Annotated in this window: 9 protein-coding genes; all 9 read right to left on the bottom strand. The window is 75.6% G+C overall.

From position 1 onward, the window contains the following. Window positions 1–16: 16 nt before the first annotated feature. Window positions 17–1,330 carry a methylaspartate mutase gene (locus SLAV_RS09160; RefSeq protein ID WP_030234588.1) on the bottom strand — a complete coding sequence of 438 codons (1,314 nt, stop codon included), beginning with the start codon at window positions 1,328–1,330 and terminating at the stop codon, window positions 17–19. Next, window positions 1,327–1,758, bottom strand: a complete 432-nt coding sequence (locus SLAV_RS09155; protein ID WP_030234591.1) for a cobalamin B12-binding domain-containing protein — start codon at window positions 1,756–1,758, stop codon at window positions 1,327–1,329. The genes SLAV_RS09160 and SLAV_RS09155 overlap by 4 nt, the downstream gene beginning before the upstream one ends. 171 nt (window positions 1,759–1,929) lie before the next feature. Continuing rightward, the gene (locus tag SLAV_RS09150) at window positions 1,930–2,139 is read right to left on the bottom strand and encodes an MbtH family protein (RefSeq protein WP_030234593.1); all 210 of its coding nucleotides are present in this window, start codon (window positions 2,137–2,139) and stop codon (window positions 1,930–1,932) included. After that, on the bottom strand, window positions 2,136–9,254 hold the full coding sequence (locus tag SLAV_RS09145; protein ID WP_030234596.1) for a non-ribosomal peptide synthetase: 7,119 nt from the start codon (window positions 9,252–9,254) through the stop codon (window positions 2,136–2,138). Before SLAV_RS09145 ends, SLAV_RS09150 begins: the two co-directional genes overlap by 4 nt. Before the next feature lie 215 nt (window positions 9,255–9,469). Then, window positions 9,470–14,728 carry a condensation domain-containing protein gene (locus SLAV_RS09140; RefSeq protein ID WP_234333738.1) on the bottom strand — a complete coding sequence of 1,753 codons (5,259 nt, stop codon included), beginning with the start codon at window positions 14,726–14,728 and terminating at the stop codon, window positions 9,470–9,472. Window positions 14,729–14,739: 11 nt separating this feature from the next. Next, window positions 14,740–16,560 (bottom strand): non-ribosomal peptide synthetase, encoded by a 1,821-nt coding sequence (locus SLAV_RS09130; protein ID WP_030234598.1) that lies wholly within the window; start codon window positions 16,558–16,560, stop codon window positions 14,740–14,742. A gap of 5 nt (window positions 16,561–16,565) precedes the next feature. After that, window positions 16,566–17,609: a TauD/TfdA family dioxygenase gene (locus tag SLAV_RS09125; protein WP_030234600.1), complete on the bottom strand. Its 1,044-nt coding sequence runs from the start codon at window positions 17,607–17,609 to the stop codon at window positions 16,566–16,568. Between the two features lie 84 nt (window positions 17,610–17,693). Next, window positions 17,694–18,497 carry a thioesterase II family protein gene (locus tag SLAV_RS09120; RefSeq protein ID WP_030234603.1) on the bottom strand — a complete coding sequence of 268 codons (804 nt, stop codon included), beginning with the start codon at window positions 18,495–18,497 and terminating at the stop codon, window positions 17,694–17,696. Then, entirely contained in the window at window positions 18,494–24,910 is a 6,417-nt protein-coding gene (locus SLAV_RS09115; protein ID WP_159038057.1) for a non-ribosomal peptide synthetase, read from the bottom strand. Before SLAV_RS09115 ends, SLAV_RS09120 begins: the two co-directional genes overlap by 4 nt. Window positions 24,911–25,176 lie beyond the last annotated feature (266 nt).

The raw sequence follows: 25,176 nt of genomic DNA, 5'->3' as shown, positions 1-25,176 counted from the left end.
CCGTGGTGCGTGGTGTTCACGGGCGGGCCCGCGGTCCGTCGTGGCGCCGGGCCACCGAGCCCAGCGCGACCAGCAGTCCGTCCGCGGTCAGCGCCCGGCCCGGTGGCGCGTCGCGGTACGGGGCCACCGGCATCGCCCCGACCTCGGACCAGCGCAGCCGCCCGTCCGCGTCGACGAAGCTGCGCGAGCGGCCCGCGTTGTCGGGGTGCAGGCAGTACGGGACGTCGAGGACGCCCCGCGCGAAGGCGGTGAGCAGCGCCCGCCCCGGGTCCTCGGCCAGGTCCAGTACGGCCTCCACGAAGGCGCGGGCCTCCCGGTACACCTCGCCGTCGGCCGGGCCGGGCGGATCGGTCGGCCGCCCGCACAGAGCGGCGGTGGCCGCCGCCGTCTCCAGGGCCCGTACGTTCTCCTGCACGGTCGGGATCCGGTGCGCCTCGGCGGCGGTCTTCACGATCAGCCGCTGCGCCCCGGCCCGTACGGCGAGCCGGGCCGAGGCCTCCAGCAGCCGGGTCGCGCCGCGCGCGGTCCGGGGGAAGACGCCCATGTAGGTGTAGAGGACGACGTGCCGGTCCACGCCCGCCGGCAGGAACTCGGCGGCGAGGCGGCGCAGGGCGCGGACCGCCTCCTCGTCCTGCGCGGGGTCGGTCTGCTGGGCATAGCTGAGGGAGACGCTGCGGATGCCGTGCCGGACGAAGAACAGCCCTTCCAGCAGGCTCAGCGCCACCAGCAGTCCGGGCGGGCAGAGCTGGCCGAGCATGCAGCCGCCGAAGCTCTCCAGGTGCGGCACCCGCGGGGCGGGGACCAGCTCGGCCAGCAGTTCGCAGCAGCGGGCCCAGTTCTCCACGGACTCCGCGAGCGGCGTGCGCCCGTAGGGCAGGCAGTAGGAGACCGGACCGCCCTCGGTGGCGTCCAGTCCGGCGGCGGCCAGTGCCCGGACGATGCCTTCGGGACGTGAGGAGCCGTGCCGGACCTGGACGGGGAACGCCGGGCCCCGTACGCCCTCCAGCAGGGCCCGGGTGACCTCGCCGGAGTGGGTGGCGATGGGGTAGCCGTTGAGCGGGGTGCCCTCGCGCAGCGCGGCGCGGGCGGCGTCCTGATCGCCGACCCGGGTGTAGCTGTCGATGGTGAGGGTGCCGACGGTGGTGGCGACCGCGTCCCTGGTGCGCCGCAGCCCGTCCCGCATCCGGTGCGGGTCGCCGAAGCCCATGCGGGGCTGGACGACGAGCTGCCCGGAGGCGGCCGCGCGGGCGACGAAGCCGCCGAAGGAGGTGTCGGGGGCGGCCGGTTCCCGGGCCGCCGAGGGGGCCAGGAGGGTGGCGCCGCCGCTCATGCCACGGCCTGCCGGGCGGCCCGCCCGCCGCCCGCGAGGAGGTCGAGGTACTCCCGCAGGGCGCCGGTGTCCCCGTCGTCGAAGACGGCGTCGCAGCCCGCGTCGAGCAGCCGCCGCCGCTGGCGGGGGTCCGGGACGCCGGCGACGCCCAGCTTCCCGCCGATGACGACGGGCAGGGTCACACCGGCCCGGCGCAGGGCCTGGACGGCGCCGAGCCCGTCGCGGTAGCCGTGTCCGTTCACGCTGCTGACGACCACCAGGTCGGGCCGGCCGGGCCCGTCGGCGGCGCAGGCGCCGGCCAGCAGGCCGTCCGGCACGCAGGGACCCAGGTTGTGGACCCGGTGTCCCAGCTCCTCCAGGAACAGCTGGAGGTAGACGAGGTTCCAGGTGTGGGAATCCGATGCCGTGCCGCTCAGCAGGATGTGCATATTACGTCGTCGCATACGAGGAATATAGGAAGCGCGGGACCCGCCGAGGGGAAGTTGTTGCGGCAGTATCGGGAATTGCCGGACGGCCCGGCGGGAATGCGGAAAGCCGTGCCCCGCGGTGCGGGACACGGCTTTCCTGAGCGGCTTTCCTGAAGTGCTTTCCCGGACGGGTCAGCGGGCGTACTGGTCGATCAGGGTCCTGGGGCGGATGTCCGTCCAGTTCGCCTCGACGTACGCGAGGGCGTCCGCCCGGGTCCCCTCGCCCCACACCACCTCCCAGCCGCCCGGGACCTCGGCGAACACGGGCCACAGGGCGTGCTGGCCCTCGGCGTTGACCACGACGCGGAAGGTGCCCTCGGTGTCGTCGAAAGGATTGGTCATGACAGGCTCCTCAGTTTCTCGGAAAGGATACGGCCGATCAGTGCGAGAGGTTCCGGCTCGCCCATTCTGGTGTGCGGGACGCCGATGACGTGGTTTTCCACGGGGCCGTCCACATAGGGAATCCAGTTCTGGGCGAGGGTGTTTTCCGTTTCCCCGTCCTCGATGGCCGCCAGGAAGAGCAGATCGGTGGCGACCGGGCGCGGGGCGTACAGGTTCATGATTTCGGCGTGGTTGATCGAGGCGCCGATGACCGAGCGGATCTCGGCGTCGGAGAAGGCGCCGAGGACCGGGTCCTTGAGACGGACCAGCCCGATCAGGGCGTCCACGTCGAAGGGGGCGTCCTCGGGCTCGTCGGTGGCGTCGCCGACGAGCATGTCCCGCTTCTGCGCCGGGGTCATCCGGCGCCGCTCGGGCTCGGTCGGCAGCAGGTGCACGTCCATCATCGCGAGGAGGTCGGTGCGTTCGCCCAGTTCGGCGAGGCGGACGGCGAGCGCGTGGGCGACCGTACCGCCGAACGACCAGCCCAGGAAGCGGTACGGGCCGTGCGGCTGGACCTCCCGGATCAGCGGGAGGTAGTCCTCCACCATCTCCTCCACCGACGCGGGGGAGTGGCCCAGCTCGCTCAGGGCCCGCGCCTGGATCGCGTACAGAGGCTGGTCCGGCCCCAGGTGCCGGGCCAGGCCCGCGTACGGCCAGCCCACGCCCGTCCCCGGGTGGACGCAGAACAGCGGCGGCCGCGAACCGCCCGTCCGCAGCGGCAGCACCACCCCCATCGGGTCGAAGTCGCTCGGTTCGTCGCCCAGCAGCCCGGCCACCGTCGGCGTGCGGAACAGGTCGCGCACGCCCCGCTCCAGCCCGAGGACCGTCCGCATCCGGCTCACCAGCCGCACCCCGAGCAGCGAATGCCCGCCCAGCGCGAAGAAGTTGTCGTCGATGCCGACCCGCTCCAGCCCCAGGACCTCGGCGAACAGCCCGCACAGCACCTCCTCGCGCGGGGTGCGCGCCGCCCGCCCGGTGCCACGCGGTGCCGCCGCGGGCGCCGGCAGGGCCGCCCGGTCGGGCTTGCCGTTGACGGTGAGCGGGATGGCGTCCAGCAGCACCGCCGCCGACGGGACCATGTGCTCGGGCAGTTCGTCCGCCGCCCAGCGCAGCAGGGCGGCCTCCGTCAGGGTGTGCCCGGCGCGGGGGACGGCGTAGGCGACCAGGCGCTTGCCGCCCGGTCCTTCCTCGAAGACCACCACGGCGACCTGTCCGACACCGGGATGGCGGGCGAGGGTCTCCTCGATCTCACCGGGCTCGATCCGGAAGCCGCGCAGCTTGATCTGGCCGTCGGCCCGCCCGATGAACCGCAGTTCGCCGCCGGCCGTCCAGTGCACCAGGTCGCCGGTGCGGTACATCCGGCCGCCGTCCGCGGCGAAGGGGTCCGCGACGAACCGCTCGGCCGTCAGGCCGGGCCGGCCGACGTAGCCGCGGGCCACCTGGGTACCGGCGAGGTACATCTCGCCGGGGACGCCCGCCGGGACCGGTCGCAGCCGCTCGTCCAGAACGTGCACCCGGGTGTTGTCCAGGGCCGCGCCCAGGTACACCCCGCGCACCACCCGCTCGGTGAGGGGGAAGCGCTGGTGGTGGGAGGCGAAGGTGGTCTCCGTGGGGCCGTACGAGTGGACGAGCACGGTCTCCGGGCAGTGGTCCAGGACCCGCTGGAGGGCGCTCGGGGAGGCGACGTCCCCGCCGGTCCACACCTCGTCGAGGAGCTTGAGGGTGTCCAGGCCCTCGTCCGCCATGATGTGGAAGAGCCCCATGGTGAAGTAGGCGGCCGAGACCTCGTGGGTGCGGATCGTGTGGTCCAGTTCGGCCACGTCGGTGCCGTCGCCCGGGGCGATCACCAGCTGGCCGCCGTTGAGCAGCGGGACCCACAGCTCGTAGGTGGAGGCGTCGAAGCCGATCGCCGAATGGACCAGCATCCGGCGGTGGTGGGCCAGGTCCCAGCAGCGGTCGGTGACCAGCTCCACCACGTTGCGGTGGGTGACGCCGACCCCCTTGGGGCGGCCCGTGGACCCGGAGGTGAACATCACGTACATCAGAGCGTCCTCGCCCACCGTGATCCCCGGATCCGTCCCCGGATAGCCCACCACCGGGGTGTCCACCGACAACACCCGCACGCCGGAGGCCAGTTGGCGGGCGACCTGGGGCAGCTCCGCGTGCTCCTCGCGGACCAGGAGCACCGCCGCGCCCACGTCCTCCATGATCATGTCCACCCGGGCCTCGGGCAGCCGCGGGTCCAGCGGTACGTACGCCGCCCCGCACTTGAGCACCGCCAGCGCCGCCACCAGCAGGTACGGGGTGCGCTCCAGCAGCAGCCCCACCGACGCGTCCCGGCCCACGCCCGCCTCGATCAGCCGGTGCGCCAGCGCGTTGGCCCGCGCGTCCAGCTCGGCGTAGGTCAGGGTCTCGTCCTCGTAGGAGACGGCGGTCCGGTCCGGCGTGCGCCGGGCCTGCTCCGCGAACCGTTCGTGCGCCAGACCGCACGCGGCGCCCGGTACGGCGGTGTCGTTGTAGGCGGCCAGCCGCAGCTCCTCCGCGGGCGACAGCAGCCGTACGTCCCCGATCCGCTGCTCCGGGTCCTCGGCCGCCGCCCGCAGGGTGCGCGCCACGTGCCCGGCGAGCATCGCCGCCGTGTCCGCGTCGTACAGGTCCGTCGCGTACTCCAGTACGCCCTCCAGCCCGCCCGGGGTCCCGTCCGCGTCCCGGGTCTCGCGCAGCGACAGGGTCAGATCGAACTTGGTGAACCCGGAGTCCGACCCCAGCGGGGTCCCGGCCAGGGCGCCGCCCGCCGGGGCGTCCGGCTCCGCCGGGTGCACCTGCACGATCACCTGCACCAGCGGGTGGCGGGCCGTGGAGCGCTGCGGGTTCAGGTGCTCGACGACCAGGTCGAAGGGGAGTTCCTGGTGGGCGTAGGCGGCCAGTCCCGTCTCGCGGACCCGGCCGACCAGCTCGGAGAAGCGCGGGTTCCCCGAGGTGTCGCAGCGCAGCACGAGCGTGTTGACGAAGAAGCCCACCAGCTCGTCCAGGGCCTCGTCGTCACGGCCCGCGACCACCGTGCCCAGCGGCAGGTCGGTGCCCGCCCCGTGCCGGGTCAGGGTCGCCGCCAGGGCCGCCTGCACCACCGTGAACAGGGTGGTCCCGTGCTCCAGGGCCAGCCGCTCCAGGCGGGCGTGCGTGGCGGCGTCCACCTCCAGGGGCGTCGCCGAGCCCCGGTGCGAGGCCTCGGCCGGCCTGGTCCGGGCGGCGGTCACCTCCAGGACGGGCGGGGCGTCCGCCAGGGTCCGCTCCCAGAAGGCCAGGTGCCCGGCCGCGGCCCCGCCCTCCAGGGCGGCCCGCTCCCACAGGGTGTAGTCCGCGTACTGCACCGGCAGCGGCTCCCAGCCGGGCGCCGACCCGCCGAGCCGGGCCGCGTAGGCCTCGGCCAGGTCGTCGAACAGCGGTCCCGCGGACCAGCCGTCGGCGGCGATGTGGTGGACCAGCACCACCAGTACCTGTTCCTCCCCGCAGCCGATCAGCGTGGCCCGCAGCGGGAGGTCCGACGCCAGCGCGAACACGTGTCCGGCGGCCGCGTCCACCGCCGCCTCCAGACCCCCCTCCGGCGCGGTGACCAGGTCCAGCGGCGGCCGGACCCCCTCGCACACCCGCTGGTACGGCTGCCCGTCGACCGCCGGGTACACGGTGCGCAGCACCTCGTGCCGCTGCGCCACGTCGGCCAGCGCGTCCGCCAGCACCGCCGGGTCCAGGGGCCGCTCCAGGCGCAGCGCGAAGGGGATGTTGTACGACCGGCCGGGCCCCTGGAGCTGGTCCACGAACCACAGCCGGCGCTGCGCGTACGACAGCGGGATCCGCTCCGGCCGGTCCACCGCCGGGGCCAGCGCGGGCCGCCCGGCCGGCGCGGCCTCCCGGACCAGCCGCAGCGCCAGCTCGGCGGGGGTCGGCGCGAGGAACAGGTCCCGGATCCGGGCCTCCAGCCCGAGCGTGGCCCGGATCCGGTTCACCAGGCGCACCCCCATCATGGAATGCCCGCCCTCGGAGAAGAAGTTGGCGTCCGGGGCCACCGGCCCGTCGAGGCCGATCACCTCCCCGAACAGCGCGCACAGCACCTGCTCGGCGGAGCCGGCGCGGACCCCGGCCGCCTGCCCGTGGGCGCGGGACGCCCGCTCGGACGCGCGGGCGGCCCGCTCGGACGCCCGGGCCGCCTGCTCGGACGCCCGGGCCGCGGCGAGGCGCTCCCGGCGCTCCGCCACCGCCGCGGCCTCCGCGTCGGTCAGCAGCCCCCACCCGGTCACCGGCCCGGCGGGGTCGGCCGCCGCCCGCGCGAGGGCCCGTACGAACAGGTCCAGCAGCAGCTGCGCCGTTTCCGCGTCGAACAGGTCCACCGCGTACTGCCACCACACCTCCAGGCCGCCGCCGTCCGCAGGCTCCACGCAGGAGGCGCTGAGGTCGAACTTGGCTACCTCCAGGCCCGGTTCGACGAACCGGCCCGACAGCGGGCCGGCCGTCCCGGTGTCCTCGCCGCCCTGTTCCTGCGCGGTCAGCATCACCTGGAAGAAGGGGTTCACGGCGCCCTCCCGCCGCGGCCGCAGGTGCTCCACCAGCAGGTCGAACGGCAGCTCCTGGTGGGCGTACGCGGCCAGGTCCGCGTCCCGCGCCCGGTCGACGAGCTCCGCGTACGAGGCCTCGCCCGACACGTCGGTGCGCAGCACCAGGGTGTTGACGAAGAACCCGACCAGCTGCTCCAGGGCCTCGTCGCCGCGCCCCGCGACCGGGGTGCCGATCGCGATGTCCGTCCCGGCTCCGACAGCGGCCAGAGCCAGCGCCAGCGCGGGCTGGAGCACCATGAGCAGGCTCGCGCCGCGCTCCTCGGCGAGCGCGGCCAGCCGCCGGTGCGCGTCCGCGTCGAGGCGGGCCGTGAGGGTGGCGCCCGTACCGCCGGGCTCGGCGGGCCGCGGCCGGTCGGCGGGCAGGTCCAGCAGGGTCGGCACGCCGTCGAGGGCCCCGCGCCAGTACGCGAGCAACGCGGAGGGATCCTCCAGGAGTTCGCGCTGCCACAGGGTGTAGTCGGCGTACTGCACGGGCAGCGGCACCAGCTCGGGCGGCCCCCCGGCCAGCCGGGCGGCGTAGGCCGCGCCGAGGTCGCGCAGCAGCGGGCCCACGGACCAGCCGTCGGTGGCGATGTGGTGGGTCAGCAGCGCGAGGGTGGCGGAGCCGTCGCCGGGCACGAACAGGGCGGCCCGCAGTGGCAGGTGGGCGGAGAGGTCGAAGGCGGCGCCGGTGAAGCCGGCCACCAGCTCCGCGACCTCCCCGGGCGCGCAGGCACGCACCGCGAGCGGCACCTGGGGGGCCGGGAGGACGTGCTGGTAGGGCTCGGAGTCCACCGCCGGGTAGACGGTGCGCAGCACCTCGTGCCGTTCCACGACGTCGGCGAGGGCCGCCCGGAGCGCGTCCGGGTCGGGGACGGCGTCCAGGCGCAGCACGAGCGGCAGGTTGTAGGTGGCCGAGGGTCCCTCCAGGCCCGCCAGGAACCACAGGCGCCGCTGGGCGTAGGACAGCGGGACCCGGTCCTCGGCGGGCAGCACCTCTCCGGCGAAGACCGCGTACGGATCGTGGTCCGGCTCCTGGTCCCCGGCCGGGGCCCGCAGCGCCTTGCGGTCGATCTTCCCGGAGGGCGTCCGGGGCAGGGCGGGCAGGAGGGTCACGGTCCCGGGGACGGCCGCCGCGGGGAGCGCGGCCCGTACCCGGTCGCGCAGCTCCGCCGCGCCCACCCCCTCGTCGGCGACGACGAAGGCGGCCAGCCGCAGGACCCCGTCCGCGCCCGTCGGCGCCACCACGGCCGCCTCGCGGACCCCGGGGTGGGCGGTCAGCACCGACTCCACGGAGGCCGGGTCCACCCGGTGCCCGTTGATCTTCACCTCGTCGTCGGCCCGCCCCCGGAAGCCGAGCTGGCCGTCGGGCCGTACGTGGACCAGGTCGCCGGTCCGGTACGCGCGCTCCCCTTCCAGCGTGGTGAACCGGGTGCGGGTCAGCTCCGGCCGGCCGAGGTAGCCCTCGGCGAGGGACCCGCCCAGCAGCCACAGTTCGCCGTCGACGACGGCGGCCCGCACCCCGGGGAGGGGGGTGCCGATCGGCACCGGCCCGCCGCGGTGCCGGGAGAGGTCGGCGACGGTGGCCACGACGATGGCCTCGGTCGGCCCGTAGGTGTTCAGCAGCCGCACCCGGTCCGGGTCCACGGCCGCGCACCACTGCGCGACCCGCTCGGGCAGGGCGGCCTCGCCGCCGATGACCACGGTCCGCAGGGCGGGCGGCAGCCGGTCCACGCCCGAGGCGAGGGCGTGCGTCAGCTCGTGCCAGTACGCGGTCGGGAGGTCGAGGACCGTCACCCCGTGCGCGGCGCAGCCCGCGAGGAGGCCGGGGACGTCGAGCATCTCCTCGTCCCGCAGGACCAGGGCGGCGCCCGCGCCGAGGGTCAGGAAGACCTCCTCGACGCTCGCGTCGAAGTGCAGCGGCGCGAACTGGAGCACCCGGTCCTCGGCGGTGATCCCGTAGCGGGCGGTCGCCCCGGCCGTGAAGTGGGCCAGGGCGCGGTGTCCGACGACGACGCCGTTGGGGGTGCCGGTGGAGCCGGAGGTGTAGATCACGTAGGCGGATCCGGGGGTCACACCGGGGCCCGGCAGGGTGAACTCGCCGGTGCCCAGGGTGATGTCGTCCCGCCCGGTGCAGTCGGCGAGGATCGCCGCGTTGCGGGCGGCCGGTGCGGCCGGGTCCAGCGGGAGGTAGGCCGCACCGGTGCGCAGCGCGGCGAGCAGCCCGACGACGGCGTCGATGCCGCGCGGGCGGTGCACGGCCACCAGGCGCCCGGGACCGGCCCCTTCGGCGGTCAGCGCGTCGGCCCGCAGCGCCACCGCCAGGGCCAGCTGCCCGTACGTCATCCGGCGCGTGCCGTGCACCAGCGCGAGCCGCCCGGGGCCGGCGGCGACCCGGGCGTCGAGCCGGTCGAGCACACCGGGAGCCGGGGTGATCGCCGGGCCGCCGTCCAGGACGGCGCGGGCGGTGGGGGCGGTCGAGGGCATCGCGGGGCCTCCAGGCGAGGGGGTGGGAGCGGACCGCAGTCCGTGCCCCCACGCTAGGCACCGCCCCCGCCCCCGGCGGGCAGTCCCTCCGGCAGCTCCCCACCCCGTCGCTGCCGCTGCGGACTGCCGCCGTACCGGGTGCGTCCGGCCCCCGCCCGCAGGGGCAGGGGCCGGACGCCGGGGGCGTGAGCCGGGCGGCGGACCGCCGGCTCGGGCTACGGCTGCCTGACGCGGGTGCCCGCGTGGGTGCGGCGGCGCAGGGCCGGGGCCGGGGGCGGTGTCGGGCCCGTGGCGGGGGGCTTCGACAGCAGGGTCGCCAGCCCGGCCGGGGTGGGGTGGCGGAACACCTCGCGCAGGGTCAGTTCGCGGCCGAGTTCCGCACGTACCCGGTTGACCAGCCGTACCGCGAGCAGCGAATGGCCCCCGGACTTGAAGAAGTTGTCGTCCGGGCCGATCCGGCCCCGCTCCAGCACCTCCGCGAAGAGCCGCAGCAGCGTGTCCGTCAGAGGGGGCGTGGGAGCCGGGGCCGGGTCCGGCGCGGCCGGGGCCCCGGGCAGCAGGACGGCCGCCGGGACCTCGTAGTCCGGCAGCCGGTCCGCCGCCCAGGCCTGGAGCTCGGCCTCCGTCACCGCCCCGGCCGGGGCCACGGCCCGCGCGATCAGCCGGTCGCCCTCCACCCGGGCCCGCGCCGACACCACCGCCGGATGCTCCGTCAGGACAGCCTCCACCCGGGCCGGATCGACCCGGTAGCCCCCGGCGAGCGGCCGTGCGGGACGCCGGCCGGCCGGGGCAGGCAGGGCGGACACGCGCCGTGACGGGTCGGCGGCGAACAGCTCCAGCGCCGACACAAGCAGCTGCGCCAGCCGGGCCGCGCCCGAGGGCCCGTACAGGTCGGTGGCGTACTCCAGCACCCCCGACAGACCGCCGGCCGGCCGCTCCGTCAGGGCGAAGGTCAGCTCCGACTTCGCCGTCCGCGCGGTGAAGGCGCCCTCCGTCCCCGCCAGCGGCCCGCCGGACACCCCGGCCGGAACCGGGTTCACCTGGAGCATCACCTGCACCAGCGCGTCGTGTGCCGAGGACCGGTGCGGGTTGAGTGCCTCCACCAGCAGATCGAACGGCAGGTCCTGGTGCGCGTACGCCGCCAGGTCCGCCTCCCGCACCCGGTCGACGAGCTCCTCGAAGGCGGGGTCCCCCTCCGTGCCGGTGCGCAGCACCAGCGTGTTGACGAAGAAGCCCACCAGCCCCGACAGCGCGTCGTCGGCGCGCCCGGCGACCGTCGTGCCGACGGCCAGGTCGGTCCCGGCCCCGGCCCGGGTCAGGGCCGCCGCCAGCGCCGCCTGCACCACCATGAACAGGGTGGCGCCCCGGGAGTGCGCGATCCGCAGCAGCGCGCGGTGCGTGCCGGCGTCCACCTCGAAGCCGGTGACCGCACCCCGTCCCGACGGCAGGGCCGGCCGGGGCCGCTGCGTGGGCAGGTCGATCAGCGGCGGGAGCCCGGCCAGGGCCTCCCGCCAGAACCCGAGCGGGGCGCCCGGGTCGGCCAGCAGCTCCCGCTGCCACAGCGTGTAGTCCGCGTACTGCACCGGCAGCGGGGACCAGCCCGGCTCCCGGCCCGTCGCCGCCCGCGCCGCATACGCCGCCGCCAGGTCGGCCAGCAGCGGCCCCGTGGACCAGCCGTCCGCCGCGATGTGGTGCAGGAGCAGCACCAGGGTCTGCGGACCCCCGTCCTCCGGCAGGAACAGCCAGGCCCGCAGCGGCAGGTCCCGCGTCAGGTCGAAGACGTGCCCGGCCGCCGCGTCGACGGCCGCCGCCACGTCCGCCGCGTGCACCAGTTCCAGCTGCGGCCGGGCCCCCTCCAGCACCCGCTGGTACGGCTCCCCGCCCTCGGTCCCGTACACGGTGCGCAGCACCTCGTGCCGGGTGGCGAGGTCCGCCAGTGCCCCGGCGAGCGCCACCGGTTCCAGGGGCCGTTCCAGGCGCCGCACCAGCGCGATGTTGTAGGTGGCGGACGGCCCCTGGAGCTGGTCGAGGAACCACAGCCGCCGCTGCGCGTACGACAGGGGCACCCGCTCCGGCCGGTCCGCCACGGGCAGCAGCGGGGGCCGCGCCGCCCCCGCCCCGGCGCCCGTCCCGAGGCGGCGGTGCAGGGCCGCCGCGGTGGGGGCCAGGAACAGGTCCCGGATGCCCGCCTCCACGCCGAGCACGGCCCGGATCCGGTTGACGAGCCGGCTGGCCAGCAGGGAATGCCCGCCCGACTTGAAGAAGTTGGCGTCGGCGGCGATCCGCTCCGCGCCCAGCACCTCGGCGAACAGTCCGCACAGGATCTCCTCGCGCGGGGAGGACGGCGCTGCCGCCGGGGCAGGCTCCGCCGCCGTGGCGGCGAGCGCCTCCCGCAGCCGGTCCCGGCGCCGCTCCAGGTTCCGCCGCTCCGGCTCCCGGACCAGGTCCAGGGAGCCGAGGCGGGCCGCCGGACCGGCGGCGAAGGCTTCGAGGGCCCGTACGCAGACCTCCAGCAGCAGCCGGGCCGTGTCCTCGTCGAAGAGGTCGGTGGCGTACTGCACGTGCACGTCGAGGCCGTCCGGGGCGCCGTCGGCGGTGTGCCGCCCGGCGCAGTGGAAGCTCAGGTCGAACTTGGCGGCGCCCAGGTCGGTGCTCCCGACCCGGCCCGCGACCGGGCCGAGCGAGACCCGCTCGTCGGCGGCCTCCCGCACGGTCAGCATCACCTGGAAGAAGGGGTGTTCGCCCAGGACCCGGCCCGGCTCGGCCAGGTGCTCCACCAGGACGTCGAAGGGCAGGTCCTGGTGGTCGAAGGCCGCCAGGTCCGCGTCCCGGACCCGCTCCACGAGCTCCCCGACGGACGGGTCGCCGGACAGGTCGGTGCGCAGCACCAGCGAGTTGACGAAGCAGCCGACCAGCTCGTGCAGGTCCTGGTCGGGGCGGCCCGCGACCGGGGTGCCGATCGCCAGGTCCTCGCCCGCGCCGGTGGCCGCCAGGGCCGCCGCCAGCGCAGCTCGGACCACCATGAACAGGCTCGCCCGCCGCTCCCGCGCCAGCCCGGCCAGGGTCCGGTGGGCGTCCGCGCCGACCGCGGCCGACACGGTGGCGCCCCGGCCCGAGGGCTCCGCCGGGCGCGGCCGGTCGGCGGGCAGCGCGGTCCGCGCCGGCATCCCGGCCAGGGCCCCGCGCCAGAAGCCGAGCAGGGAGTCCGGGTCGGCCAGCAGCTCGCGCTGCCACAGCGCGTAGTCGGCGTACTGCACCGGCAGCGGCGGCAGTTCGGGGGCGCGCCCCGCGCACCGGGCCCCGTACGCCGCGCCCAGGTCCCGCAGCAGCGGGGCCAGGGACCAGCCGTCGGTGGCGATGTGGTGGACCAGCAGCACCAGCACCGCACCGCCGTCGCCCGGTACGAACAGCCGGGCCCGCAGCGGCGGCCGCAGCGCCAGGTCGAAGGGCTCCCGGCCGAAGGAGTCGACCAGCGCGTCCAGTTCGCCGGGCGCGCAGGCCTCCACCTCCAGCGGCACCCCGGCCGGGGCGAGCACCCGCTGGTACGGCTCGCCGCCCTCGGCCCCGTACACCGTGCGCAGCACCTCGTGCCGGGTGACGAGGTCGGCGAGCGCGGCCTCCAGCGCGGCGGCCCGCGGAACCGACTCCAGGCGCAGCACCAGCGGCGCGTTGTAGGTCGCCGAGGGGCCCTCGATCCGGTCCAGCAGCCACAGCGCCCGCTGCGCGGCCGACAGCGGGATCCGCCCGGGCCGGTCCGGTACGGGGACCAGCGCGGGCCGGGCCGCCCCCTCGGGGCCCGCTCCGGCCAGCCGCCGGTGCAGGGCGGCCGGGGTCGGCGCGAGGAACAGGTCCCGGATGCCCAGCTCCAGGCCGAGCGCGCCCCGGATCCGGTTCACCAGCTTGCTCGCGAGCAGCGAATGCCCGCCCGACTTGAAGAAGTTCGCGTCGGCGGCGAACTCCGCGCCCTCCCCGCGCCCGAGGACCTCCGCGAAGAGGCCGCACAGGATCTCCTCCCGGGGCGAGAGCACGTCACGGCGGGCCGGGACGGCATCGCGCGGGGCGGGCGCGGCGGCCGGGAGGGTGCTGCGCCCCCGCGCGGCCAGGGCCCGTGCCTGCGGACCGGACGCCGGGCCGAGGGCGCTCAGGCGGGCCGCGGGTTCGGCGGCGAAGGCTTCGAGGGTCCGTACGTACAGCTCCAGCAGCAGGCGGGCCGTTTCCTCGTCGAAGAGGTCGGTGGCGTACTGGAGGGCGATCTCGATCCCGTCGGGGCGGCCCCCGGCCGTGTGCAGCTCGCGGCAGTACCAGGTCAGGTCGAACTTGGCCGAGTCCAGGTCGGCTTCGGCGAGTGTTCCGCCGATGCCGCCGCCCAGCTCCACCCGGCCGCCTTCCGGTCCTGCGCCGGCGCCGCCCGAGTCCACGGTCAGCATCACCTGGAAGAAGGGGTGGTGGCCCAGGGCCCGTTCCGGGCTGAGCCGCTCCACCAGCAGGTCGAAGGGCAGCTCCTGGTGCTCGTACGCCGCCAGGTCCGCGTCGCGCACCCGCTCCAGCAGCTCCCCGACGGCCGGGTCGCCCGACAGGTCGGTGCGCAGCGCGAGGGAGTTGACGAAGAAGCCGACCAGGTCGTAGAGGTCCTCGTCGGGGCGGCCCGCGACCGGGGTGCCGATCACGAGGTCCTCGCCCGCTCCGGCCGCCGACAGGGCCGCGGCGAGGGCGGCGCGGGCCGCCATGGCCGGGCTCGCCCGGTGGCCGCGCGCCAGGGCGAGCAGCCCGCCGTGCGCCGCCGCGTCCAGCCGGGCCGTCAGCGTGGCGCCCCGGCCCGAGGGCTCGGCGGGGCGGGGCCGGTCGGCCGGCAGGTCGACGACCGCCGGGGCGCCCTCCAGCGCGGCCCGCCAGTACGCCAGTTGCTCGGCGGCCAGGCTGTCCGGGTCGGCGGGGTCACCGAGCAGCTCGTGCTGCCACTGGCCGTAGTCCGCGTACTGCACGGGCAGCGGCTCCGCGTCGGGGGCCCGCCCGGCCAGCCGGGCGGCGTAGGCCCCGGCCAGGTCGCGCAGCAGGGGGCGCAGCGACCAGCCGTCGGTCGCCACGTGGTGGATCAGCAGCACCAGGGTGGAGGTCCCGTCGCCCGGCAGGAACAGCCGGGCTCGCAGCGGGGGTTCGGCGGTGATGTCCAGAGGCTGCCGGACGAAGGCGGCCACCCGTGCGTCCCGTAGGTCCGGCGCGCACTCCTCGGCGGTGAGCCGCGCCGTGGGCGCCTCGTCCAGCACCCGCTGGTACGGCTCCGCGTCGGGCCCGGCCGGCAGTACGGTGCGCAGCACCTCGTGCCGCTCCACGACGTCGGCCAGCGCGAGGGCCAGGGCCCCGGCGTCGGGTTCGCCGTCGAGGTGCAGGACGACCGGGGCGTTGTAGGTGGCGGAAGGGCCGTGCAGCCGGCCCAGGAACCACAGCCGGCGCTGGGCGTACGACAACGGGATCACGGTCATGTCCTTCAGGAGTTCGGGCTCGCGGCGGCCGCGACCAGGGTGTCGAGGTGGGCGGCCAGGTCCCGCAGGCGCGGGTTGGCGTAGACGGCCTTCACCGGGAGGGAGACGCCCAGTTCGGCGCGGACCCGCGAGACCAGTTTGATCGCGAGCAGCGAATGGCCGCCCAGCTTGAAGAAGTTGTCGTCCGGGCCGACGTGCGGGGCGCCGAGGACGGCGGCCCAGACGCCCGCGATCAGCGTCTGCGAGGCGGTCAGCTCCGGCGCGCCGGCGTCCCCGGCCGGGGCGGGCGCGGGCGCGGGTGCCGGGGCGGGCAGCGCGGCCCGGTCCACCTTGCCGTTGACGGTGACCGGGAACCGCTCCAGGGCCACGAAGGCCGCCGGGACCATGTACGCGGGCAGCACGGCCGTGAGCCGTTCGCGCAGCCCGGCTTCGGTGACGGGTCCGGCGGCCCGGTAGTAGGCCACCAGGCCCGGCGCCCCGTGGACGTCGTCGCGGAGTACGACGGCGGCCTCGGCGACCCCGGGGACGGCGGCCACCGCGGCCTCGACCTCGGGGAGTTCGAGGCGGTGGCCGCGCAGTTTGACCTGCCCGTCGGCCCGCCCCAGGTAGGCCAGCCGGCCGCCGGGCAGGAGCCGTACGAGGTCGCCCGTCCGGTACATGCGGCCGCCGTGCGCCTCCCCGGCGGCGTCGGCCACGAACCGCTCGGCGGTCAGCGCCGGCCGGCCCCGGTAGCCGCGGCCCACGCGGGGCCCCGCCAGGTACAGCTCGCCGCTGCCGCCCTCGGCGACCGGGTTCAGCTCCTCGTCCAGGACCCGCGTGCGCAGGCCCGGCAGGGCGCTGCCGATGTGCGGCATGTCGGCGCCGTCCACCCAGCCGGCCGTGGCGTCGACCGTGCACTCGGTGGGCCCGTACAGGTTGACCGTGCGCAGCACCCCCCGTTCCCCGAGCCGGGCCAGGCGCCGCCACAGCGCGGGGCTGACGGCCTCGCCGCCGATCAGCAGGGTCAGCGGGCGCGGGCCGCCGTCCGGGGTGAGCAGGTCCAGCAGGGGATCGGCGTGCGCGGGGGTGATGTCCAGGTCGGTCAGGGCCTGTTCGTCGACCAGCCGGGCCAGCAGCGCCGGGTCCGCGCGGGTCTCGTCGTCGATCATCACCAGGGTGTCGCCGCGGCACAGGCGGACCCACTGCTGCACGGAGGCGTCGAAGGACGGCGAGGCGTTCCAGCCGACCCGCCCGCCCTCGGTGACGGCGATGCCCGCGCCCTCCAGCTCGGCGAGCAGCGCGGACGCGGCGGCCCGGCCGATCTCCACGCCCTTGGGGCGGCCCGTGGAACCGGAGGTGTAGATGACGTAGGCCAGGGTGTCGCCGGAGACGGCCACCGGGACGTACGGGAGCTCCGGGCCGGGCGCGGCCAGCGCGGACACGGCCACGTGCGGTACGCCGTCGGCGAGGGGCGCGGCGGCGCCGGCGGCGGTGACGACCAGGTCGGCACCCGCGTCCTCGACGAGGTAGCGCCGCCGCTCGGCCGGCAGCTTCGGGTCCACGGGCAGGTAGGCGGCCCCCGCGGTCAGGGTCCCGACCAGCGCGGCGACCAGCTCCGCGCCGCGCGGCAGGCACAGCGCGACCACGCTCTCCGGCCCGACGCCGCGGGCGGCGAGGCGGCCCGCGATCCGCATGGCCTCGGCGCGCAGCTCGCCGAAGCTCCTGGCGCGCCCGTCCGCGACGACGGCGGTCCGGTCGGCGGGGGCCAGGGCGAGACGCTCCAGCAGGTCGGGGACGGCTGCGGCGCCCGTACGGGTGCCGGGACGCTCGGGAAGTACGGCGGTCATGACGGTCACTCCCCGGTGAAGACGGTGGTGGACGGCTGGGTGGCGGGCGCGCAGTCGGCCAGGGCGACGGGCTCGCCCATGGCGACGAGGATCTTCCGGTCGCCCTTGTAGGCCTCGCGGCCGTGCGCGCACAGGATGTTGTCGACGAGCATCAGGTCGCCCCGCTGCCAGGTTTCGCGGACCGTGACCCGGTCGTAGACGGCGTTGACCGCGTCGACCTCGGCGTCGGTGAGCCGGGAGCCGTCGCCCAGGTAGGTGTTGAAGGGCAGCCCGTCCTCCCCGTACGTCTCGACGAGGACCTCGCGGACGTCCGGGTCCAGGGTGCGGCTGTTCCAGAAGGCGAAGTGGTTGAACCAGGTCCGCTCGCCCGTCACGGGGTGGGTGACGACCGCGGAGCGCCGCTGCCGGGTGATCATCGAGTCGTCCTCCTCGACCCACTCGTAGCCGACGGTGTTCTCCTCGCAGTAGGCCTCGGCGACCGCCCTGTCCTCGGTGGCGAAGGTCTTGTACCAGGGCAGCCCGGCCAGTTCGGAGTAGTTGCGCACGAGCAGCCAGCCGGCCCGCTCGAACCGCTCGACCAGCTCCGGCGGCAGCAGCCGCAGCGCCTCGCGCATGTCGCCGACGGTGGTCGCCCCGCCCTCCTCGGGCGCGGTCACGCAGCCGAACAGCAGCACCCCGGGGAAGTCGAGGGTGTAGCTGTTCTCGTTGTGCAGCCGGATCGGCTGGACCGCGGGCAGGTCGGTGGAGGAGAAGACGCCCTCGCCGAAGTCGGTGCGCGGGGTGGCCTTCTCCTTGTACCCGGCGCGCCGCTCGATCAGCGCGTCCCGGGCGGCGGCGAAGGAGGCCGCGTCCTCGACGGGCAGCCCCCGCAGGAGTACGGCCCCGCTGCGCAGCAACTCGGCCTGGACGTCGGCACGGTGGGCGGTCAGCCAGGCGGCGGCGGAGGCCGCGTCCAGACCGGCGGGGGCGTGCACGACGACGGGCTTGCCGGGCTCGCGCACCGGGGCGAAGCCGGCCGCCGGGGCCGGGGACTCTGCGTACGTGGTCATCGAACGTCCTTAAGGGGATGCGGAGACGAGGGGAGCGGAGACGAGGGGATGCGGAGACGAGGGGAGCGGGGCCGCGCGGCGCGGTCAGGCGGCGGCCGGGGCGGCGGCGTGCCCGCCGACGACCGGACCGAGCACGGAGAAGAACTCCGGCAGCTGTTCCTGGAAGTAGAAGTGGCCTCCCGGCAGCACGTACGAGGCGAACGCGCGGTCGGTGATCTGCGCCCAGCGGATCAGCGAGGCCGCCGGGGCGACCGGGTCCGCGTCCCCGCCGATCACCGTCACCGGGCAGGCCACCCGGGCCTCGGACTCCGCGCAGCGGTAGACGTCGTCGATGGCGAAGTCGGCCCGGATGGACGGCAGGATGATCTCCCGCAGCTCCGGCTCGTCGAGGATGCCGTCGTCGGTGCCGCCGCGCTCCTTGATGGCGGCGACCAGCTCGTCGTCGTCCAGCCGCTCCGGGTGCACGGCGCACGGGTTGGCCAGGAACGGGGCCCGGCAGGCCGAGGCGACCAGGGCGCGGGGCGGCCGGCCGGACGCCTCCAGGCTGCGGACGACCTCGAAGGCCACGAGCGAGCCCATGCTGTGCCCGAGCACCACCAGGTCCTCGGTGACCCCGTCGGGCAGCGCCGCCACGACCGGACCGGCCAGGTCGGCGATGTCCCGGGGGAGGTCCTCGGCGAACCGGGCGCCCCGGCCCGGGTACTGGCCGATCAGCAGGCGGACGTCGGCCGGCAGGTGGGCGCGCCACTCCGCGTAGGCGTGGGCGTTGCCGCCGGCGTGCGGCAGGACCAGCAGCGCCGTGCGCTGCGGGCCCTCGCCCGGCAGGTCCCAGACCACGTCGTCCGGCGCGGGGGTGAAGTCGGCCTGGTCCTGGTCGGTGGTGCTCATGAGGAACTCCGTTCCTGGTCGGGGGTGCGGCGGCGGAGCGCGGGCCGGGCGCGCCGGGGAGCGGGCGCCCCCGCGGACAGCAGCCGGGTCTCGATGTGCCGGGCGAGGGTGACGGGGGTGGGGTGCTGGAAGACGTCGCGCAGGGTGAGGGTGACGCCGAGGGCGGTGCCGATGCGGTTCGTGAGGCGGGCGGCGAGGAGGGAGTGGCCGCCCTGGTCGAAGAAGTCGTCGTCGATCGACAGCGGGGAGGGGGCGGCCAGCGCCTCCCCGAACCAGGTGCGCACCTTCTCCTCCAGCGGGGTGCGCGGGGCGCGTCCGCCCGCCGTGGTGACCGCCTGCGGTGCGGGCAGGGCGCTCTTGTCGATCTTCCCGTTGGGGGTGAGCGGCAGCCGGTCCAGCAGGACGACGAAGGCCGGGACCATGTGGTCGGGCAGGAGCGTGCGCAGCCACAGGCGGACGTCCTGGGGGGAGAGGGCCTCGTCGGTGGTGACCAGATAGGCGGTCAGCTGGGGCGTGCGGTGGTGGTCCGGATGCGTGGCGAGGGTGGCCTGGGTGATGTGGGGGTGGGTGGTGAGGGTGGTTTCGATTTCGGTGGGTTCGATGCGGAAGCCGCGGATCTTGATCTGGGTGTCGGTGCGGCCGGTGTAGTGGAGGTTGCCGTGGGTGTCCCAGTGGGCCTGGTCGCCGGTGCGGTAGAGGCGGCTGCCGGGGGGTCCGTAGGGGTTGGGGATGAAGTGGGTCGCGGTGGTGGTGGGCTGGGCGAGGTAGCCGTGGGCGAGTCCGTCGCCGGAGAGGTAGAGCTCCCCTGTCGTCCCGGGCGGTGTGGGGGAGAGGTGGGCGTCGAGGACGTAGGCGTGCTTGTTGGTCAGGGGGCGGCCGATGGAGAGGGGGCCGGTCGCGGGGACGTTGGGGTCGGTGGTGTGGGTGGTGGTGAAGCCCATGGACTCGGCCGGCCCGTACCCGTTGGTGATCGTGACCCGCGGGTGCAGCCCGTGCAGCCGCTCCACGTGCGTCGGGGAGGCGGGTTCGCCGCCGGTGTAGACGATGCGGGTGGTGGTGAAGGTGTCCGGGTGTTCGTCGGTGAGGTAGTTGAAGAGGCTGGAGGACAGCTGGAGCATCGTCACCCGGTGCTGCTGGGCGAGTGCGGAGATCAGGGCCGGTTCGGGGCGCTGTCCCGGTTGGAGGACGGTGGTGCCGCCGTGGAGGAGGGCGCCCCAGAATTCGAGGCTGAAGGCGTCCCAGGAGACGGGGGAGCACTGGAGGAAGGTTTCGCCTGGGCCGAAGGTGGCGTAGGTCTGGGCGGTGAGGGTGGAGACCAGGTTGCGGTGGGAGGACAGGATGCCCTTCGGGCGTCCGGTGGAGCCGGAGGTGAACATCACGCAGGCGACGTCGTCCCAGGTCAGCGCTACTTCGAGGGGCTCCTCGGAGCAGTCGGCGATCTCCTCGCGCCCGGCGTCGACCAGGGTGCTGCGCCACGGTCCTTCCGGCAGCCGGGTGTGGTGGCGGGTGTCGGTGACGAGGGCGGTGAGGGAGGCGTCGCGGGCGGTGCCGGCCAGGCGTTCGTCGGGGAACTCGGGGTCCAGGAGGGCGTATCCGGCGCCGGTCTTGACGACGGCGAGGAGGGCGACGGCGAAGTCGGGTCCGCGGTCGAGGAGGATGCCGGCGAGGTCGCCGCGGCCGAGGCCGGTGGCGGCGAGGTGGTGGGCGAGCCGGTTGGCGCGGGCGTCCAGTTCCGCGTAGGTCAGCTCCTGGCCGCCGAAGACCAGGGCGCGGGCCGTCGGACGCAGCCGGACCTGCTCCTCGAACCGTTCGACGAGGGTCGCCGGGGCGGTGTCGGTACGGACACCGGTCCACTCCTCCAGCACCTGCCGGCGCCCGGCCCCGTCCAGGAGCTCCAGCTCCGACAGCCGGACCCCCGGTTCGCGCGCCACCTGCTCCAGCGTCCGCCGCAGCATGCCGGTCATCCGCTCCACGGTGGCCCGCTCGTACAGGTCGGAGCTGTAGAGCACCGCCCCCGTCAGACCGGAGGCCCCGTCGGCGCGCAGCAGGAACTCCAGGTCGAACTTGACGGCCCCGGTGGCCAGCGGCTCCGCCTCACCGGCCCGCAGCCCGGGCAGCACGGGCGAGACCCCGGGACCCGACTCCAGCGCCAGGCACACCTGGAACAGCGGATGCCGGGCCAGGGACCGCACCGGGTTCAGGGCCTCCAGCACCAGGTCGAACGGGGCGTCCTGATGGGCGAAGGCGTCCAGGTCGGCGCTGCGCACCCGGGCCAGCAGCTCCCGGAAGGCCGGGTTCCCCGAGGTGTCGGTACGCAGCACCAGGGTGTTCACGAAGAAGCCCACGAGCCCCGACAGGGCCTCGTCGGACCGGCCCGCGACCGGTGAGCCGAGCGGCACGTCGGTGCCCGCGCCCAGCCGGGTCAGCGTCGCCGCGAGCGCGGCCTGCAGCACCATGAAGGGGGTGCACCGCTCGGCCCGCGCCAGCTCCACCACCCGCTCGTACAGGTCCGTCCCGAAGTCCACCCGGACCGCCCCGCCGCGCTGCCCCGCCACCGGCGGACGCGGCCGGTCGGGGAGCAGCCCCAGCTCCTCGGGGAGCCCGGCCAGCGCCGTCCTCCAGTGGGCCAGCCGGGTCTCCAGCGGGTCGCCCGCGAGGGTGGTGCGCTGCCAGAGCGCGAAGTCGGCGTAATCGGCCGGCAGGGGCTCCCAGTCGGGGGCGGCGCCCGCCAGCCGGGCCGCGTAGGCGTGGGACAGGTCCTCGAACAGCGGGCGCAGGGACTGCCCGTCGGTGGCGATGTGGTGCAGCAGGACCAGGAGCGTGTACGCACCCTCCCCGGAGCGCAACAGGGTGACGCGCAGCGGGTGTTCGGCGGTCAGGTCGAAGGAGTGGCGGGCAGCGGCGAGCAGTTCCTCTTCGAGACTGCCGGGAGTGACGTCGCGCAGCTCGAACGCGGGCGCGGGAACCGGGTCGACGATCTGGTACGGGTCCCCGTCCGCGGTGGCGAACCGGGTCCGCAGCGGTGCGTGGCGGGCGGCCAGGTCCTCGAAGGCGGCGCGCAGCGCGGGCACGTCCGGCTCGCCCTCCAGCCGGACCGCCATCGGCACGTTGTACGCGGTCGCCCCCGGGCCGCCGAGCCCCGCGACCAGCCACAGCCGCTGCTGGGCGAAGGACAGCGGCAGCCGCTCGGGACGCTCCGCCGCACGCCGCAGGGGCGGCAGCGCGGGCCGGTCGCCGGCCTCCTCGATCCTGCGCGTCAGGGCGGCGGGGGTGGGGTGCTGGAAGACGTCGCGCAGGGTGAGGGTGACGCCGAGGGTGGAGGCGATGCGGTTCGTGAGGCGGGCGGCGAGGAGGGAGTGGCCGCCGTGGTCGAAGAACCCGTCGTCCATGGACAGGGGCGCCGGGCTGCCGAGCACCTCGCTCACGAGGGTCCGTACGAGCTCTTCCGTCTCGGTGCGCGGCGCGCGGCCCCCGGCGGTGGGCGCCGCCTCGACCACCGGGAGGGCGGCCTTGTCGATCTTCCCGTTGGGGGTGAGGGGCAGCCGGTCCAGGACGGCGAACCGGGCGGGGACCATGTGCTCGGGCAGCCGCTCGCGCAGCCAGGCGCGCAGCGCTTCGGGGGCCGGGGCCGGGGCGCCGGGAGCGGCGGTCACGTAGGCCGTCAGCTGCCCGTCGGAGTGGAGCAGGGTGGCCTGGGTGATGTGGGGGTGGGTGGTGAGGGTGGTTTCGATTTCGGTGGGTTCGATGCGGAAGCCGCGGATCTTGATCTGGGTGTCGGTGCGGCCGGTGTAGTGGAGGTTGCCGTGGGTGTCCCAGTGGGCCTGGTCGCCGGTGCGGTAGAGGCGGCTGCCGGGGGGTCCGTAGGGGTTGGGGATGAAGTGGGTCGCGGTGGTGGTGGGCTGGGCGAGGTAGCCGTGGGCGAGTCCGTCGCCGGAGAGGTAGAGCTCGCCCGTCGTCCCGGGAGGGGAGGGGCGCAGCCGTGCGTCCAGGACGTAGGCGTGCTTGTTGGTGAGGGGGCGGCCGATGGGCAGCGGGCCCTGGACCTCGGCGGTGGGCGCGACGGTGTGGGTCGTGGTGAAGCCCATGGACTCGGCGGGCCCGTACCCGTTGGTGATGGTGAGGTGGGGCCGGAGCCCGTGGAGACGGTGGACGTGGGTGGGGGAGGCGGGTTCGCCGCCGGTGTAGACGATGCGGGTGGTGGTGAAGGTGTCGGGGTGTTCGTCGGTGAGGTAGTTGAAGAGGCTGGAGGACAGCTGGAGCATCGTCACCCGGTGCCGGCGCGACAGCTCCGCGATCAGGGCCGGTTCGGGGCGCTGTCCCGGCTGGAGGACGGTGGTGCCGCCGTGGAGGAGGGCGCCCCAGAATTCGAGGCTGAAGGCGTCCCAGGAGACGGGGGAGCACTGGAGGAAGGTTTCACCTGGGCCGAAGGTGGCGTAGGTCTGGGCGGTGAGGGTGGAGACCAGGTTGCGGTGGGAGGACAGGATGCCCTTCGGGCGTCCGGTGGAGCCGGACGTGAACATCACACAGGCGACGTCGTCCCAGGTCAGCGGCGCTTCCAGCGGGACGGTCGGTCGTGCGGCGATGGAATCGGCCTCCGTGTCCACGCGGACCGTCACCCAGGGGGATCCGCCGGTGTCGGGCAGCCGGGTGTGGTGGCGGGTGTCGGTGACGAGGGTGCTGAGGGAGGCGTCGCGGGCGGTGCCGGCCAGGCGTTCGTCGGGGAACTCGGGGTCCAGGAGGGCGTATCCGGCGCCGGTCTTGACGACGGCGAGGAGGGCGACGGCGAAGTCGGGTCCGCGGTCGAGGAGGATGCCGGCGAGGTCGCCGCGGCCGAGGCCGGTGGCGGCGAGGTGGTGGGCGAGCCGGTTGGCGCGGGCGTCCAGCTCCGCGTAGGTCAGCTCCTGGCCGCCGAAGACCAGGGCGCGGGCCGTCGGACGCAGCCGGACCTGCTCCTCGAACCGTTCGACGAGGGTGGCCTTCCCGGTGTCGGCGCGGATGCCCGTCCACTCGTCCAGCACCTGACGCCGCTCCGCCGTGCCCAGCAACTCGATCCGGGACAGCGGTTGTTCGCCCGCCGACAGGACCGACTCCACGAACCGCACGAAGCGGTCCTGGTGCGCCGCCACCGCATCGACGTCGCACACCTCGGGCGCCGCGTCGAAGTCGATCCGCAGCCCGTCCTCGGGCCCCAGGTCGTACACGCCGACCGCCAGGTCCTCCACCGGTCCGTTGCCCAGGTTGTGCTGGAGGGTCGGCAGCCCGCAGAAGCGCATGCCCGGCGTGAACGCCATGATGTTGACCAGGGGAGCCGTGATCCGCCGCTCCGCCTCGCCCAGCCCCAGATCGCGGCACATGTCCTCGTACCGGGTGCGCTGGTGCTTCAGCCCCCGGCGGGCCTCCGCGACCACCGCCGCCAGCAGTTCGCCCGTCGTCCCGTCCGCGGGCACCGCCACCCGCAGCGGCACCACGTTCGACATCATCCCCGGCGTACGGCGGGCCAGGTCGGTGCGCCGGCCCGTCACCGGCAGCCCGAGCACCAGCTCCGGACTCCCGCTCACCCGGTGCACGTACGCCGCGACCAGGGCGATCACCAGCATCGTCCACGGCGTCCGGTGGGCCCGCGCCACCTCCCGCAGCCGCTCCGCCCGCTGCGCGGGCAGCACCACGGTGCGCCGTACGAAGGGCAGCGCGCCCGGCGCCGTACGGCCGGTCCGGCCCTCGCCCAGCCGCGGGGTCTGCGGCAGCCCCGCCAGGTGTGCCGCCCAGTGGGCGCGGTCGGCGGCCCCCTCCGGGGAGGCCCGGTAGGCGCCGTCCTCGGCCAGCAGCGCCTCCAGGGAACCGAAGGGACTCGGCCCCCAGGGCTCCCCGGCCGACCCCCGCTCGTACAGCTCGACCAGCCGCTGGTCGAGCAGGGCGACGCCCATGCCGTCGACGACCAGGTGGTGGAAGGCGTGGAAGTAGAACCAGCGCCGTTCGCCGCCCTCGGTGCGGCCCGCCCTCAGCAGGACGTGCCGGGTGAGCCAGTCGTCCGCCAGGTCGAACGGCCGCGCCAGCTCCGCCGCCATCCAGGCCCGGCCCGCCGCCACCGGATCCGGCTCCGCGTCCAGGTCCACGACGCGCAGCCGCCGCTCGCCCGGGTCGGGGTGGAGCAGCTGCCACAGGCCGCCGTCCTCGTCGGAGCCGGTGCCCCGGACGCGCAGCACGTCGGCCTCGCGGGCCAGCTGGTACCAGGCGCGGGCCAGCAGGTCGGCGTCCAGCGGGCCCACGAGCTCCCGGTACTCGCCGATGTTGTAGCGGCTGCCGGTGGCGTCCAGGGCGTGGGCCGTCCAGATGTCGCGCTGCGCCGCCGACAGGGGCAGCCGCACAGCGGCGGGCCCGTGCGCGCTGCTCCGTTCGGACGCGGTCGAAGACATGCGGAGGCTCCTCGAAGGGTGCGGTGGGGTGGGGTGGGGCGGATGTGCCGTTGCCGTTGCCGTCCGGCCGTACGTCATACAACCCGCGGGCCGAACACCACGGCGGCAGTTGCTCCGGCACTCCGGGAGCAGTTGCCCTCCGGGCGGGTGCCTCTCGCCGCCGGCCGGGGTTCGGCCCCACGAGGCCCGCGCCCTCGCTGCGCAGAGCGGCCGGGGTCCGGGTGACGGGTCGGCGGGGTCCGGGGGATCGGGTTGTTCGGGGGGCG

Origin of the sequence: Streptomyces lavendulae subsp. lavendulae (assembly GCF_002803845.1) — a bacterium.
Classification (GTDB): domain Bacteria; phylum Actinomycetota; class Actinomycetes; order Streptomycetales; family Streptomycetaceae; genus Streptomyces; species Streptomyces lavendulae.
Note: the sequence above shows the minus strand (reverse complement) of the source record. Positions and strands in the feature narration are given on the sequence as shown.

Excerpts from the sequence above, each read along its gene's own strand:
- SLAV_RS09155 (WP_030234591.1), bottom strand. The coding sequence starts at position 1,758 with ATGCACATCCTGCTGAGCGGCACGGCATCGGATTCCCACACCTGGAAC.
- SLAV_RS09130 (WP_030234598.1), bottom strand. The coding sequence starts at position 16,560 with ATGACCGCCGTACTTCCCGAGCGTCCCGGCACCCGTACGGGCGCCGCA.
- SLAV_RS09125 (WP_030234600.1), bottom strand. The coding sequence starts at position 17,609 with ATGACCACGTACGCAGAGTCCCCGGCCCCGGCGGCCGGCTTCGCCCCG.
- SLAV_RS09115 (WP_159038057.1), bottom strand. The coding sequence starts at position 24,910 with ATGTCTTCGACCGCGTCCGAACGGAGCAGCGCGCACGGGCCCGCCGCT.
- SLAV_RS09145 (WP_030234596.1), bottom strand. The coding sequence starts at position 9,254 with ATGCCCTCGACCGCCCCCACCGCCCGCGCCGTCCTGGACGGCGGCCCG.
- SLAV_RS09120 (WP_030234603.1), bottom strand. The coding sequence starts at position 18,497 with ATGAGCACCACCGACCAGGACCAGGCCGACTTCACCCCCGCGCCGGAC.
- SLAV_RS09160 (WP_030234588.1), bottom strand. The coding sequence starts at position 1,330 with ATGAGCGGCGGCGCCACCCTCCTGGCCCCCTCGGCGGCCCGGGAACCG.
- SLAV_RS09150 (WP_030234593.1), bottom strand. The coding sequence starts at position 2,139 with ATGACCAATCCTTTCGACGACACCGAGGGCACCTTCCGCGTCGTGGTC.